The organism is Streptomyces albicerus, from assembly GCF_008905045.1.
GTDB lineage: Bacteria > Actinomycetota > Actinomycetes > Streptomycetales > Streptomycetaceae > Streptomyces > Streptomyces albicerus.
The window spans coordinates 120,066-135,107 of sequence record NZ_VWMY01000003.1; the positions used below are offsets into that span (position 1 = coordinate 120,066).

At 72.1% G+C, this 15,042-nt stretch carries 9 protein-coding genes and 1 riboswitch; of the genes, 6 read left to right on the forward strand and 3 right to left on the reverse strand.

Annotated features, from left to right (window positions below; all coding sequences use genetic code 11):
• Positions 1-5: 5 nt before the first annotated feature.
• On the reverse strand, positions 6-2,393 hold the full coding sequence (locus GAS53_RS03480) for a SpoIIE family protein phosphatase (RefSeq protein ID WP_151475908.1): 2,388 nt from the start codon (positions 2,391-2,393) through the stop codon (positions 6-8).
• A 247-nt stretch (positions 2,394-2,640) separates the two neighbouring features.
• Here GAS53_RS03480 and GAS53_RS03485 point away from each other — a divergent pair, with 247 nt between their 5' ends.
• On the forward strand, positions 2,641-6,006 hold the full coding sequence (locus GAS53_RS03485; protein WP_151475909.1) for an AfsR/SARP family transcriptional regulator: 3,366 nt from the start codon (positions 2,641-2,643) through the stop codon (positions 6,004-6,006).
• Positions 6,007-6,140: 134 nt separating this feature from the next.
• Complete coding sequence (locus GAS53_RS03490) at positions 6,141-7,040, forward strand: DUF4394 domain-containing protein (RefSeq protein ID WP_225858692.1); 900 nt, start codon at positions 6,141-6,143, stop codon at positions 7,038-7,040.
• Positions 7,041-7,123: 83 nt separating this feature from the next.
• Here the strand turns inward: GAS53_RS03490 and GAS53_RS03495 are convergent, their stop codons facing one another.
• Positions 7,124-8,452: a C40 family peptidase gene (locus tag GAS53_RS03495; protein ID WP_151475910.1), complete on the reverse strand. Its 1,329-nt coding sequence runs from the start codon at positions 8,450-8,452 to the stop codon at positions 7,124-7,126.
• 57 nt (positions 8,453-8,509) lie between these two features.
• Positions 8,510-8,682, reverse strand: a riboswitch (cyclic di-AMP (ydaO/yuaA leader).
• Positions 8,683-8,786: 104 nt separating this feature from the next.
• Between GAS53_RS03495 and GAS53_RS03500 the strand changes: the two genes are divergently transcribed.
• The 4 genes from GAS53_RS03500 to GAS53_RS03515 all read left to right on the forward strand — a co-directional run bounded on the left by GAS53_RS03500 (position 8,787) and on the right by GAS53_RS03515 (position 13,013).
• Positions 8,787-9,206, forward strand: a complete 420-nt coding sequence (locus GAS53_RS03500) for a hypothetical protein (RefSeq protein WP_151475911.1) — start codon at positions 8,787-8,789, stop codon at positions 9,204-9,206.
• Positions 9,207-9,216: 10 nt separating this feature from the next.
• Positions 9,217-11,307 carry a PEP/pyruvate-binding domain-containing protein gene (locus GAS53_RS03505; protein WP_151475912.1) on the forward strand — a complete coding sequence of 697 codons (2,091 nt, stop codon included), beginning with the start codon at positions 9,217-9,219 and terminating at the stop codon, positions 11,305-11,307.
• Positions 11,304-12,227 (forward strand): hypothetical protein, encoded by a 924-nt coding sequence (locus GAS53_RS03510; RefSeq protein WP_151475913.1) that lies wholly within the window; start codon positions 11,304-11,306, stop codon positions 12,225-12,227. Before GAS53_RS03505 ends, GAS53_RS03510 begins: the two co-directional genes overlap by 4 nt.
• A 90-nt stretch (positions 12,228-12,317) precedes the next feature.
• A complete protein-coding gene (locus GAS53_RS03515; protein ID WP_151475914.1) occupies positions 12,318-13,013 on the forward strand; it encodes a protein-tyrosine phosphatase family protein in 696 nt (231 codons plus the stop codon).
• On the opposite strand, the gene GAS53_RS03520 is transcribed toward GAS53_RS03515, so the two are convergent.
• Positions 12,997-14,868: an ABC transporter ATP-binding protein gene (locus GAS53_RS03520; RefSeq protein ID WP_225858694.1), complete on the reverse strand. Its 1,872-nt coding sequence runs from the start codon at positions 14,866-14,868 to the stop codon at positions 12,997-12,999. The two genes, GAS53_RS03515 and GAS53_RS03520, sit on opposite strands and share 17 nt — an antisense overlap.
• Positions 14,869-15,042: the final 174 nt, after the last annotated feature.

The following is a 15,042-nucleotide window of genomic DNA, read 5'->3' on the forward strand; positions in this document are numbered from 1 at the left end:
CCGGTTCACTGCAGCGGCAGTGCCTGCTCGGCCCAGATGGTCTTTCCGGTGCCGCTCGGGCGGGTGCCCCACCGGTCGGTGAGCTGGGCGACGAGCAGCAGGCCGCGGCCGCCCTCGTCGAAGGTGCGGGCCCGGCGCAGATGGGGCGAGGTACTGCTGGCGTCGGAGACCTCGCAGATGAGGGCGCGGTCCCGGATGAGTCTGAGCTGGATCGGGGAGCCGCCGTAGCGGATGGCGTTGGTGACCAGTTCGCTCACGACGAGTTCGGTCACGAAGGCCGCCTCGTCCAGTCCCCAGCGGGTCAGCTGCTCGGTGGCGTACTGGCGGGCCGTGGCGACCACCGCCGGATCGGCGGCCAGGTCCCAGACGGCCACCTGCTCGGCGTCCAGGGCGCGGGTACGGGCCAGCAGCAGCGCCACGTCGTCGGCCGGGCGCTCCGGAAGCAGGGCCTTGAGGACGTTGTCGCAGGCGTCCTCGAGGTTCCCGGCCGGGGCCGCCAGGGCGGTGCAGAGCGCGGCGGTGCCCGCGTCCACGTCGAGCTCGCGGGCCTCGACCAGACCGTCCGTGTAGAGGGTGAGGACGGCCCCTTCGGGCACTTCCAGCTCGGCGGCCTCGAACGGGAGCCCGCCGACACCGAGCATCGGTCCCGCGGACACCTCGACGACCTGCACGGTTCCGTCCGGGAGCAGCACCACGGGCGGCGGGTGCCCGGCGGAGGCGACGGTGCAGCGGCGGGAGACCGGGTCGTACACCGCGTACAGGCAGGTGGCGCCGATCTCCCCGATCATCGCGCTCTCGTCGGCCGCCAGGTGTCCGACCAGGTCGTCCAGGTGTGTGAGCAGCTCGTCAGGTGGCAGGTCGACGTCGGCCAGGGCCCATACCGCCGTACGGAGCCGGCCCATGGTGACCGAGGCGTGGATACCGTGCCCGACGACGTCCCCCACGACGAGCGCCACCCTGGTTCCGGACAGCGGGATCACGTCGAACCAGTCGCCGCCCACGCCCGCCTGCGACAGCGCCGGAAGGTAGCGGGAGGCGAACTCGACCGCCGCCTGCCCCGCCATCGCCTGGGGCAGCAGGCTGCGCTGCAGAGCGAGCGCGGTCGTACGCTCCCGGGTGTAGCGGCGGGCGTTGTCCACGCAGACGGCCGCGCGACTGGTCAGCTCCTGCGCCAGCGACACGTCGTCGCTGTCGAAGGGGTCGGGGCTCTCGGGGGTGAGCAGCCGTATGAAGACCGCCACACCCAGCGTCGTACCGCGTGCCACCAGCGGTACGGCCATCAGGGAGAACTCGCCGCCGTTCGCCGCGCGCATCCTCGCGGACCGGGCGCTGTGGCCCGCGAGCCACGCGTCGACGTCCTTGTCGCCGGTCCTGGTGAGTACCGCCCCGCCGGTGGCCAGCGCGCGGGCCGGCGGGGAGAAGGCCGGATAGACGTCCGCCGCGCCCAGGTCGATCGCGGCCTCCGGCACCCCGGCGTTGCGCGAGTGGTGCGCGACGCGGCGCAGCTCCACGTCGTCGCCCAGCGGGCCGACGGCGGGTTCCTCGCCCTGGAGTACGGAATCCAGCAGATCGACGCTGACGAAGTCGGCCAGCCTGGGGATCACCAGCTCGGCCAGCTCACGGGCGGTGTGGATCACGTCGAGCTTGGTACCGATGCGGGTGGCGGCCTCGTTCAGGATGGCGAGCCGCTGCCGCGCCCAGTGCTGCTCGCTGCTGTCGAACGCGGCGAGCGCGGTGCCCAGCAGTTCCCCCGAGGGGTCCCTGATCGGCCACATCTCGGTGTTCCAGGCGTGCATCCGCAGGCCGGAGGGTGCGCGGGTCCAGCTCTCGTAGCGGACCGGCCGACCGGTCTCGACGACCTTGCGCAGATGGCGCAGGAAGCCGCGGCTGTGCTCCGCGTTCTCCACCGTGTCCGGGAAGTGGCGGTCGAGGAACTCCGCCTCCTGCACGCCCATGATCTGGCACGCCGTGTCGTTCATCCGCAGATACCGCTGCTCGGTGTCGAAGATCGACATCGACATCGACGCCTGGCGGAATGCCAGCTCCGCCAGATCGCGGCGGCGCTCGTCCGGTGCCGCGGTGATCACATACCCCTGCGGCTCCCCCTTGTCGCCCCGCAGGGGGCACGCGCGCAGGGCCAGCTCCGCCCGCCGCCCGTCCTGGCGCCGCACGGGGACCACCGCGCTGCCGCCCTTCCGAAGCGTCCGCCAGGCCGTGCCGGGCTCCCCGTCCACCAGCTCCGACACCGGTCGTCCGCTGACCTCCCCCGCGGTGTATCCCGTCAGCAGGCGTGCCCCTTCACTCCAGCCCGTGATGATGCCGCGCCCGTCGACCACCGCCATGGCGTCACCGGCCGTGGCCGCCCGCCCTCCGTCGCGCGGCAATGTCACCATGTGTACAAGAATGGTCCCATTCGGCATTCGCATCAAGCGAAGTGCGCGGTCCCGTCAGGGCACTGAGCCCCGTGGCGGGACCTTCATGAAGCCGTCGCCGGCGTCTGCCTGCACGAAGTCGTCTCCGGCCCTCGGTCACGGAGGCGATTGCGCGGCACTGGGCCGGAATGTGTCTTCCAGATATGCCGATGAAGGGGATAAAGAAAGAGAATGGTGAGGGAGTTGTGAAACGGCGGGCGGGGAGCGCATGCGCATTCAGGTACTCGGGCCGGTCTGCGCCTGGCGGGACGGCACCCGCCTCGACCTCGGTTCGCCCCGGCGCCGCGCGGTTCTCGCCCTGCTCGCCGTGTCCCGGGGGCAGCAACTGCCGTTCTTCGGGATCGCGGACGCGTTGTGGGGCGAGCATCCTCCGGCGACCGCGTCGAACGTCGTCCAGACCCACATCAAGCATCTGCGCCGCCTGTTGGAGCCGGACCGGCCGCCGCGCGCTCCCAGTGCGGTGCTGCCCCGGCTCGGCGACGGCTACGCGCTGCGTGTGCCGTCCGACGCCATCGATCTACTGCGCTTCCGGGACCTAGTCGCCGCGGCGGAGACCGTACGACGGGGCGGGCGGGATGCACGGGACGGGCGGGGCGGTCGGGGTGACGGCCAGGAGCGAGCCGCGGCGTTGCTGACCGACGCGCTCGGGCTGTGGCAGCAACCGCCCCTCGCGGACCTGCCGTTCCTCGCTGCCCACCCGGTGGTCGTCGCGCTGGCCGAGGAACGTCGTGGCGTCATCGCCCAGTACGGCGACGCCATGATCGCCGCCGGAAGAAGCGCCGACGCACTCCCTGTCCTGGAGGAGACCGCGGCCGCACAGCCACTGGACGAGGACGCTCAGGCCCGGCTCGTCAGAGCGTACGAGGCCGTCGGGCGACGCGACCAGGCGGTCGCCGTCTACCGGCGAAGCCACCGCCGACTGGCCGACGAACTCGGCGTCGAACCCGGCCCGGCGCTGTCCGAGGCCTACGCGGCGGTGCTGCGCCGCCGCACCGGGTCTTCCGGTCTCGGCCACGGGGATGTCCCTGTCCGCGGTCCCGGTCACGGACGTGCCGACGGACACGGCCACGGTTCCGGCCACGAGCATGTCCACGGCCACGGTCACGGCCACGGTTCCAGCGACGGGGATGTCCACGCTGAGGACGTTGTCACTGGGCCGGTCCCGGCGGGCGTCGCGGGCACGCTGTCCGCACAGTTATCCGCGGGGCTGCCCCCGCACTTGGTCACGCCGCGTCCTCCGCGTCCTCCGCGATTACCCGCCCAACTACCCGCGGACGTCCCCGACTTCTCCGGCCGCGCCCCCGAACTCTCGGCTCTCGACCGGCTGCTGAGCGCGGCGGCCGACAGCCCGACGGCGGCGGCCGTCTCCGTGGTCTCCGGCACGGCCGGGGTGGGGAAGACCGCGCTGGCGGTCCACTGGGCGCACCGGGCGCGACACCGGTTCCCCGACGGTCAGCTCTACGTCAACCTGCGTGGCTACGATCCCGACCACCCGATGCCTCCCGGTGACGCCCTCACGCGGTTCCTCACCGTTCTGGGGGTTCCCGGTGATGCGATCCCGCTCGACATCGACGACCGCGCGAGCCGGTACCGGACCGAGTTGGCCGACCGGCGGATGCTGGTGGTCCTGGACAACGCCCTGTCCGAGGAACAGGTCCGTCCGCTGCTTCCCGGCTCGCCCTCCTGCGCAGTCGTGGTCACCAGCCGGGACAGCCTGGCCGGCCTGGTGGCCCTGCACGGCGCCCGCCGTATCGATCTGGGCCCGCTCCCGCCGCCCGACGCGGTCGCGCTGCTACGGACGCTCATCGGCGCGCGCGTCAACACCGAACCCGGGCCGACCGCCGCCCTGGCCGAACAATGTGTACGTCTCCCGCTGGCGCTCCGAGTCGCGGCCGAACTGGCCGTCGCCCGCCCGTCGTTGCTACTCGCGGACCTGGTGACGGAGCTGTCCGACCAGCAGCGGCGCCTTGACCTCCTGGACGCGGGCGGCGACCGACGCGCGGCGGTGGAGGCGGTGTTCTCCTGGTCGTACGAGCGCCTGCCCGCCCCCGTAGCCCGCACCTTCCGACTGCTGAGCCTGCACCCGGGGCCAGAGGCCGACACCCACGCCGTCGCCGCCCTACTGGGCGAAGCACGGGACGAACTCCCGCCCAGTGTGCCGGAGGAGGGGCCGGGCCAGGGTCAAGGGCCGGACGAGGTACGGGGTGACGCGCCGGGCGAGGTGCCCGGCGGGATGCCGGGGCACGTTCCGGGCGACGGGCGGGCAGCCGCCAGCAGGCCCGCCCAGGCTGCCAGAACTCTCGCGCTGCTGGCCCGTGCCCACCTCGTACAGCCCGCCCGGCCGGGTCGGTTCAGCATGCACGACCTGCTGCATGCCTATGCGTACCGCCTCGCCCGTACGCATGACGACGAGGCTGCGCAGCAGGCCGCGCTGGCCCGTCTCTTCGACCACTACCTGAGCACAGCCGCGGCCGCCATGGACGCCCTGTACCCCGCCGAGCGGCACCACAGACCCGTCGTCGCGCCACCCGCGCAAGGCTCGCTCATCGTCGACGACCCGGCTGCGGCGCGGGTCTGGCTGGACGCCGAGCGTTCCAACCTGGCCGCCGTCTGTGCGGTCGCCGCCGACCGCGGCAGCCCCGGGCATGCCGTCCGCCTGGCCGCCCTCCTCTTCCGCCATCTCGACGCCGGTCACCACACCGAGGCACTGGAGATCCACGGCCACGCCCTGCGTGCCGCCGAGACGATCGGTGACCTGAGCGGACAGGCGCACGCGCTGACCAACCTCGGGGTCGTGCACTGGCGGCTCGCCGACGCTGGAACGGCCGCGGACCACCTCGTCCGGGCCCTGGAACTGCACCGGCGTACAGAGGACCGAGCGGGGCAGGCCAGAACGCTGTCCAACCTCGGCAATGTCCACTGGCGGCTGGACCGCCTTCACGACGCCGCACGGGACCATCGACTGGCGCTCACCCTCTACCGGGAGACCGGCGACCAGGTGGGCCAGGCCCGTACCCTCACCAACCTCGGCAATGTCTGCCTGCGGCTGGGCCAGTACGAGCAGGCTGCCAGTCATCAGCGCCAGGCCCTCGCCCTGCACGACCTCACCGGTGACCGGATCGGCCGCGCCCGTACCCTCTCCCACCTCGGCAACGCCCTCCTGCGCCTGGACCAGTACGAGCCCGCGGCCGAGCGGCAGCAACAGGCCCTCGCCCTCTTCCGGCAGCTCGGGCACCAGGGCGGCGAGGCGTACGCGCTGTCCGCCCTCGGCGACATCCGGCTGCGGCAAGGCGTCTTCGAGGACGCGGCTGCATGTCAGCGGCGCGCCCTCGAACTGTTCCGTGCGAATGGGGAGGGCTTCGGCGAGGCGTCGGCGCTCAACGGCCTCGCCGAGGCGCTCCACGGCAGCGGACTCCACGACGCGGCGCTCGACCACCACTCCTCCGCCGCCACGGTCGCGGCGGTCACCGGTGAACACGACCAACTGGCCCGCGCACGCGCGGGTATCGAGCGCACCCGCCGGGCCCTGAAGAGCTGGGCGGGAGCCGCCGCGTCGAGCACACCGAGGCCCTGATCCCGGAGAGCGTTCGGCCGTTCAACCACCGTCCAGTGGATGTCCAGTCCCGCCCCATAGCTTGCGGTCGTCGGCAGATGGCCCGGCCAGCGGACCATGCCGCACTGCCTCTGCCACACCACACGCTCACGTTCATGTTCACGCGCACGCTGACCGAGAGGGAAGAAGCGATGAAAACAGGGCTCAGGAAGAAACTGGCCGCGTCGGCCGCGGCCACGTCCGCCCTGGCGGCGCTCGTCGTGGCCACCCCGAGCGCCGGCCACGCGGCGGCGACGCCCAGCCTGCCGGCGTTCGGCATCACGGACGACGGCACGCGGATGGCCGCGTTCAGCACCGACGACCCCGGCACGCTCAACTGGTTCAGACGCATCAACGGGCTCGTCGGCGACACCGCCGCCATCGGGATCGACTTCCGCGTCCAGAACGGACTGATGTACCTGGTCGGCAACAAGGGCGGCATCTACACGGTCAAGACCCCGCCCGCGGTCCCGGACCCGCAGGTGACCAAGGTCTCGCAGCTCAGTGTTCCGCTGCAGGGCACGAACTTCGGTGTCGACTTCAACCCCGCGGCCGACCGGTTGCGCATCATCAGCGACACCGGTCAGAACCTGGCGCACAACCTCGCCAACGGAAGCACCGCCACGAACACCCCGCTGACCACGGACGGGGCGTCGGCCCACGGCGTCACCGCCGCCGCCTACACCAACAACGACCTGATCTCGGACACCGCGACGACGCTGTTCGACCTCAACACGACCACGGACCAGGTCGTCATCCAGTCACCGCCCGCCATGGGCCTGCTGGTCGGGACCGGCTCACTCGGCCAGAACGCCGGTGCCAACGCCGGCTTCGACATCTTCAGCGACGTGAGCGCCGGCAAGACCATCGCGAACACGGCCTTCGCCACCTTCTTCGCGGGCACCGACACGTCGCCGAGCTTCTACACCGTCGACGTCCTCACCGGAGCCACGTCCTTCGTGGATCAGTTCCCCGCGAACATCACCGACATCGCCGTCGCGCTCGACTCGAACTGACCGGGGCTCCCGAAGACCGCCGAAAGCTCGGAGGCCGTGTCGGCACGTGCCGACACGGCCTCCGAGCGCACGGACCCGCCGAGTCAGGCGGGCCGTACCGCGCCGTGGATCGCCGCCTCTCCCGCCCAGTAGATCGACTCCTCGCGTATGGAGGCTCCCGGGCTCGGTGCGTGGATCATCGTGCTGTTGCCGATGTAGAGGCCGACGTGGCCGACAGTGCCGTGGAAGAAGATCAGATCACCGAGCCGGAGGTCGGCGAGTGTGACGGCAGTGCCAGCGGTTACCTGATCAAGCACATTGCGCGGGAGCGCGACCCCGGCGGCCTTCCAGGCAGACTGGATGAGGCTGGAGCAGTCGTACGAGTCCGGTCCGGTCGCACCCCAGACGCACGGCTTGCCGATCTGTCCCCGGGCGAAGTCGATGGCCTTCGCGGCCTTCCCTCCGTACCCCGGGTCCGGCACGCCATCGGCGCGTATGGGCATGCCCGTGTCGATGGACAGGGCCGTGTCGATGGACAGGACCGTGCCGGCGGTCAGGGCCGTGTCGAGACCGGCCGGCTGGGGCTGGAGCTGAGGTTCCGGTTGCGGTTGCCACCACTGCTCCCAGGCCGGGGGGTACTCCTGTTCCACAGAGGTACGCCAGGTGCTCTCCACTCGCGGAGGCTCGATCGCAGCTACCGGCGTGCTCCGCAGTGCGGCGTGCCCGGACAGCAGCTCACGGGCGCTGGCGAGCTTCCGCTGGATCCGCTCCTTGGAGGTCCTCAGCGACTGCTGCGGCTCGGCGACGGGCGCGGGCAGGGCCTTGGCGATCTCCTGCCGTGGCTCGGGCACGGCGGGCAGCGCGGCGAAGGGCCCGGCAGTCAGCTCCGCCACCGGCCCAGCGGTCAGTTCCGCCACGGGTCCCGCAACCGCCCTGGTGGCAGGCCCGGCGGTCAGTTCCAGGACGGGTTTGCCGGCCGACTCCCGGTCACGGCCGGTCGGTCGATCCCCCGGACGGCCCGCCGGGCTCTTGGGCCGGGCCTCGGCCGGGCGGCGGTCCGGCATCCTGTCGGGCGGCAGCACCGCCGGGACGATCGGGCCCAGTTGCGTGCGCCCCACGTCGAACCACTGCTTGGCGACGTCACCAAGGGTGGTACCAGTGCGCTCCGGGGCAGCATCGGTGCGCTCCGGGGCCGGGCGCCCGCGCCCGCTGTCGCGCTCCGGCTTGACGCGGTTGCGCGGGCCGGTGGTCGTCGCACGGGTCGCGTTGTAGTTCCCGGTGGCGCTCTCAGCCTGGTCGTAGAGGCTGCTGATCCGCTGCTGGACCTCTTCGCGGCTCGGTGCGTCGCCTCCCGGGGCAGGCGTGCCGCCGCCGGCCGCGGAGAACAGGTCCACGGAGGTGGAGGCCGCCGTCGCGAGGGCAGGCCGGGTCATACCCGGGAGGCTGGTGCCTCCGGGGCGCTGGGTTCGTTCCGGCGCGATGGGAGTCGCACTCCTTCCGTGCTCCGCCTACCGAGTCAGCTGTCGGGTTCGGGCCGACGGTTCCGGAAGGTGCCCCCTACGGCCCTTGCCCTGCTGGGCGGTTGGGCCGATTCACCCCGAGGTCGGTTCGCTCCCCGGCTCCGGCTGCCGCATGGGCGCGCCGGATTCGGCGGAGGCTGCGCGACCCGGCGAGGTTCACCGGAGGGAGTCGTGCGGCCTGTCGCCAACTTAGCCAACTTGTGCGCCTCGTGTGAAGATTGAACAACGAAGTGTCCGATATACGACTGTGACCTTCGCCGTATTCGCCGGAGACAACGCCGGACGACGACATGGTCATCCGCGCCGTTCCCGAGGGTGCCCCGACGCCCTCGACCTGTTCATGGAGACCGGCTGCCGGGTCGGGCAGGCGATCGCCGGTCTCGTGTCCGTCCTCGATCCGGTCGTCGTCACGCCGACCAGGTGGCCGACCCGATCGGCGCCGCCCACCTGGCCCGCCGCCGCTGGACACACCGACTGCCACCGACGCGAGACCAGCGCGGAGCGTCGCGGCCGGTACGACGCGGCCGAACGCCGTACGCCGTACGCCGTGGCCGTGGCCGTGGCCGTGGCCGTCAGGAGCATCCGCCGCATTCCCCAATGCCGCATCAGTTCTCGCGGCGGCCGTACTGCCGGGCACAGAGTTGATCACTGGGACGTACCTGCGTGAGGAGCCGGCCATGGGCATCGACGCCGCACGGCTCGCGTGTGTGCGGCTGGACAGCGAAGCGGCTCTCGATCCGTCGCTGACGGGCTCGAAGGCGGCGAACCTGGCGCGGGCGGCCGTGGCCGGCCTTCCGGTACTGCCCGGCTTCGTGATCGTGCCGGCGCAGCTCGCCGGCGGTGCCGCGCCGAGCGGTGAGAAGGCCTTGCACCGGGCCTGGCGCGAGCTGACCCGTGAGGACAGGCGGGCGCTGGTCGTACGGTCCTCGTCGGCGCACGAGGACACCGTGGAGTCCTCCATGGCGGGCCGTTTCGAGTCGGTCCTGGACGTGCGGGGCTGGGCGGACTTCACCACCGCGGTGCACAGTGTCCTGGACTCGGCCGGGCGGGCCGGGGTACCGACCTGCGGACAGGTGCCGCGGCACGGCATGGCGGTGCTGGTGCAGCCGATGCTCCGCGCCGTGGCGGGCGGAGTGATGTTCGGCGCGGATCCCGTCGCGGGCCGCACCGACCGCATCCTGATCAGCGCCGTGCGAGGCGGTCCGGACCAGCTGGTCAACGGCTCCAGCCTGGGGGTGCGCTATCAACTGACGCGGTACGCGCGGGTCGTCGGCACGGAACCGGACGAGCCCTGGTGCCGGCGGCTGATAGGCAGGCGGCGGTTGACACAGCTGGTCCGGCTGGCCCGCAGGACCGAGGAGGTCTTCGGCGGACCGCAGGACCTGGAGTTCGGGTTCGACGCGGAGGGCAGGCTGTGGCTCTTCCAGGCCCGCCCCATCACGGCCATGGCGGTGCGGGCGGCGCCCGGCGCGCGGCTGCTCGGCCCGGGGCCGGTGGCGGAGACCTTCCCCGGCGTACTGCAGCCGCTGGAGGAGGACCTGTGGGTGCTGCCGATGTCGCACGGGTTGACGCTGGCCCTGGACATCGCGGGCACCGCGCCCCGGCGCAAACTGCGCGGCCTGCCCGTGGTCACCACGGTCAACGGTCGTGCCGCGGCCGACCTGCGGCTGCTGGGTGCGGTGCCCTCCGCCCATCCCGTACTGGACTTCATCAACCCCGCTCCCGGCGCCCGGCGCGCCTCGGCGGCCTGGCGGGTGGGTCGGCTGCGTACCGCGCTGCCGCTGCTGGCCATGGATCTGATGGCCGACGTCGACCGGGAACTCGGCGAACTCCCGGCACCGTCCGAGCTGCTCGCCGGGCAGATGCAGTCGGCCCTGGCCTGGGGGCGGGCCGTACTGTCGTCGCTGCACGCGCAGGAGTCGCTGGCCGGAGCACTGCTCGGGCAGGGCAGCGGCGCCACCGCCGTCGGTGAGGCGCTGGCCCTGCTCGCCGAGGGGCGCCTGCGCGGGCAGACCGACGCGGAACTCCTGGCGCGGCATCCGGTACTGCTGATACTGCTGCCGCCGTCCCTCACCCACCGCGCGCATCTGCCGCAGCAGACGGGCTGGACCGCGGTGCCCCGCGGCATCGCGATGCTGCCGGTGCGCGAGGGGCTGCGACTGCGGATCCGCTGGGTCCAGGAGATGCAGGCGAGCATGGTCCGTGAACTCGCCACCCGGCTGGAGGCCGCGGGGCTGGAGCCCGACGGACAGGCGCTGCCCCGCCTGTGCACACTGCGCTGGCACGAGCTGACCGCCGCGCTCGCCGGTGCGGGTCAGCCTGCCGACCTCGCCCGGCGCTCTCTGCGCCCGGACAGCCCCGAGCTGCCGGCCGTCTTCCGGCTCGCCGCGGACGGCAGCCCGGTCGCCGCACACCTCGGCCGCGCCGGCCCCGGGGCGGGACAGGGCGCGGGCGGCGGTTTCGGCACCGGTACCGCCTGGAACGGCCACGGCGAGCGGCCCGAGCACGCGGTCCTCGTGGTGCGGGCCCTGGATCCGGCGCTCGCCCCCGTACTGCCGGGCCTCGCCGGCCTGGTCTCCGAGACCGGCAGTGCCCTGTCCCACCTGGCGGTCCTCGCCCGTGAGTACCGGGTGCCGACCGCGGTCGGCGTACCCGACGCCGTCGAGCGGTTCCCGCCGGGCACCGAGCTGAGCGTGGACGGCGGCAGCGGCACGGTGGAGCCGTCGGCCACGGCCGTGGGAGAAGCCGGGGAGGCGCTCACGCCATGAAGTACGTCAGCTACGTCATCGGCGGTCTCGCCGCCACGGCCGCTGCCGTCTACCTGTTCGTCTACCTCTACCGCTGGGAGTGGCAGCGCGCTCTGATCTGCGGGGTGCTCCTCCTGGTCGTGGAGGTCTTTCTCGTGGGCGCGGTGGTGCTCGCCCGCCTGAGCCGTCTGCAGCAGCAGATGACCGCCTCGGACGCCCGCGTCGAACAGGTACGCAGACACCTGGAGCAGCGGCACGAGAACGTCCCTCAGCGGTTCCGCTGGCTGGACGCGGAGGACATCGACGGCACGCACCGCACGTACGTCTTCGTGCCCGTCCTCATGGCGGCGGGCGCTGTCCTGTCCGTCGCGGCCCTGGTCATCCAGAAGATCGCCTCCACCACCGGCCGGGCGAGCGCGGAGCGACATCTGGCCGGACGCCTGTTCCACCTGGCCGCGCCGCCGGGCGGCATCCGTGGTCCGGGCCCGGACGGTACGGTCGCCGCGCTGGAGGACTATCCGGCGGTGCCGCCCGCCCGACCGGGCCGCGCGATGGCCAAATGGGTCGGCACGGCGGCCGGGGCGGCGGTGCTGGTCCTCCTCGTGGCCTTCCTGGCGGAGACCGCGCAGACCCGCCGCGAGCAGGCACCCGACTCCGCGGCCACCACCGTGGTCTTCCGCGTAGACGTCCGGTGGAACCAGAACGCCGCGGTGCGCGGCGTGGCGGCCCGCGAGCTGTGGGAGAGCTGCCGCCGCTCCACCAGGGGTCTGAGCGAGCACGCTCCACTGAGCTCCCTGGGCGAAGGCGTCTATGCCGGTGTGATCCGCCCCGCACTGCGCGAACACGACCTGCTACGGCTGCGCGGCTGCCTCGGCGACACGGGCGCCAACCGGGCCCTGGCGGACATCCTGGGCGAGGGCCAGGCGCCGCCCATCCGCTGATCACCGCCCGCCCCGATGATCTGTGCCCTCGCTCACATCGCCCGATAACAGACGTAATGTCGGGTTAGCGTGGATTGATCCTGTGAGGTGATGTCTGTGACGGCTGTGCCGTCGAAGTTCTCTGCTTCGTTTCTCCCGCTTCCCCCGTTCGTCCGTAAGACGCTGAAGGTGGCCGGCCTCTGCCTGCTCGGCTACGTCGCGCTGTGGCTGGCCGCCACCCTGGGCATGCTCGGCGTCCACGTATGGGCGGGCAAGGAGGCTCCGACCGGCACCCGGGTCGCCGGGATCAACCACTTCGAGCCGGTCGACGGCCACCTCTGGCGCGGCTCCGCGCCGCGCGAGGCCGGCTACCGGGCGCTCGCGGACCGCGGTGTACGTACCGTCGTGGACCTGCGCGCCGAAGACCTCTCGGCGAGGGCACTCGCCGAGCCGGCCCGCGCCGGTCTCGCCTCGGTCCGCATCCCGATCAGGGATGGGCAGACCCCCACGCCCGCCCAGGTCGACACGTTCCTCAAGACGATGAAGACCTCCGACGGGCCGGTGTTCGTGCACTGCGGCGCCGGAGTGGGCCGCACCGGCTCGATGGCCTCCGCCTACCTGGTCCGCACCGGTCAGGCCAGCTCCCAGCAGGCGGCCCTGAGGACCCTCGCGGTGGGTCCGCCCTCCATCGAGCAGGTCTATTACGTCCTGTCCTCGGACCGGCACCACTCCCAGCAGCCGCCTGCCGTCGTCGAGGGAGTCAGCCGCTTCCTCGATGCGCCCCGCCGCATCAAGGCCTCGCTGTAGCGCTCCTGTCGTCCACGGAGCTCCCGTCCACGGAGTTCCCGTTGACCGAGCCGTCCTCAACCGAGCTGTCGTCGAGGAAGCCGCCCGACTGGTGCTGCCACAGCTTCGCGTAGGCGCCGTCCGACGCGAGCAGTTCCTGGTGCGTGCCCTGCTCGACGATCCGTCCGCGGTCGAGGACGACGAGCTGGTCCATGGTGGCGACCGTGCTCAGTCGGTGCGCCACCACGAGCGCCGTGCGCCCCTCCATGAGCCGCCACAGCGCCTCCTGGACGAGGATCTCGCTCTCGGAGTCCAGCGCGCTGGTCGCCTCGTCGAGCAGCAGGATCGGCGCGTCGCGCAGGATCGCCCTGGCGAGGGCGACCCGCTGGCGCTGTCCGCCGGACAGCTTCACACCGCGCTCGCCCACCATGGTGTCGAAGCCGTCCGGCAGCGCGTCGGCGAACTCCGTGACGTGCGCCGCCTCGGCCGCGCGGTGGATCTCCGCGTCGGTGGCGTCCGGCCGGGCGAAGGCGATGTTGTCCCGCAGCGTCCGGTGGAACATCGCCGGGTCCTGCGGCACGTAGGCGATCAGGCTGCGCAGGTCGGCCTGGCGCAGCCTGGTGATGTCCTGTCCCCCGATGAGGATCCGGCCGGCGTCGATGTCCGTCATCCGCAGCAGCAGCCGGCTGAGCGTGGTCTTGCCGCCGCCGGACCTGCCGACGAGACCGATCTTCGTTCCGCTGGGCACAGCCAGGTCGAGGCCCTCGAAGAGTGGCTCCGCGCCCGCGTGGGCGAAGGTCACGTCCTCGAAGCGGACGTCGGCGGCCCCGGGCAGCAGCGGCTCCGGTGAGGCCGGGTCGAGCACGGTCGGCGGCGTCAGCAGCAGTTCGGTGAACTGCGCGGCCTCCGTCATCGAGCTCTCCAGTCGGCGGTAGATCTGGTTGAACTCGAACATGATCCGCGTCGCGTTGGTGTAGTACGTGAAGGCGACCACGACCGCCTCCACGCCGAGACTGCCCCCGCCGAGCGCGACCGCGAGCAGCAGGCCCAGCGCGTTGGTCAGTACGGACATCGGCGCGACCAGCGTATCGATGCGCAGGTTGCCGTAGTCCCACGACCTCAGCGTGAGCCGCCGCGACTCCGCGACGCGGGACCGGTGCTCCGCGGCCTCGCGTTCCTCGGCGGCGAACGCCCGGACCGTGTCCATGTTCATCAGGCTGTCGGCGACATGGCCCGACACCCGGGCGATCGCCTCCTCGCGCTGATCGACGAGCGCCTGGCGGCGGCGGATGAGGGGAACCACGCACAGCGCCGTCACCGCGATCATCGCCAGGAGCCCGACCACGAGCAGCGGCTCGTAACGCCACAGCACCACCGACCCGAACACCAGCGGCACGAAGCTGCCCACGACCTGGAACGTCATCGTGTCGACGAACTCCTCGAAGCGGGACGCGAAGCTCAGGACCCGCTTGGTCAGGGCCCCGGCGAAGTTGTCGTGGAAGAACGCGGCGTCCTTGGCGAACAGCTCGTCCATGCCGATCACGTACAGATGCTCGATGCTGCGGGCGGCAAGGCGGTTCAGACAGTGCAGGCCGATGCGCCACAGCGCCTCCGCGAGCAGCAGGATGCCGGCGAAGCCGAGGACGTAGGGCAGCGTCGAGCCGATGGCGATACCGGCGTCGTCGGCGATGCGGCCGACGAGCTTCGCGACGACCAACGGCGCGATGTAGTTGATGCCGATGTTGCCCAGCGCCGGCAGCAGCATCGCGGGCACCGCCAGCCGCCGCAGCCGGGCCAACTCCCGTGTGTAGTAACGAAGTGCGAGGAGCACCGAGCCCCTGCCCGGCGAAACCTCGCGCGATTCAGGCAATCCCATCCCAACCCTGTGTTGTTGTCGTAAGGCAGCCCGCCGCGTGCTTCTCCGGGGAGATGCCGTTGTCCTGGTGGCCGTGCGGGAACTTCGATTCGAGTGAGTGCCCTCGCTCGCGTCGTCCTCCGACAGGCGAGGCACAAGGACGGAGCCCCGCGGCTCGCGCCGACACCGACGTGC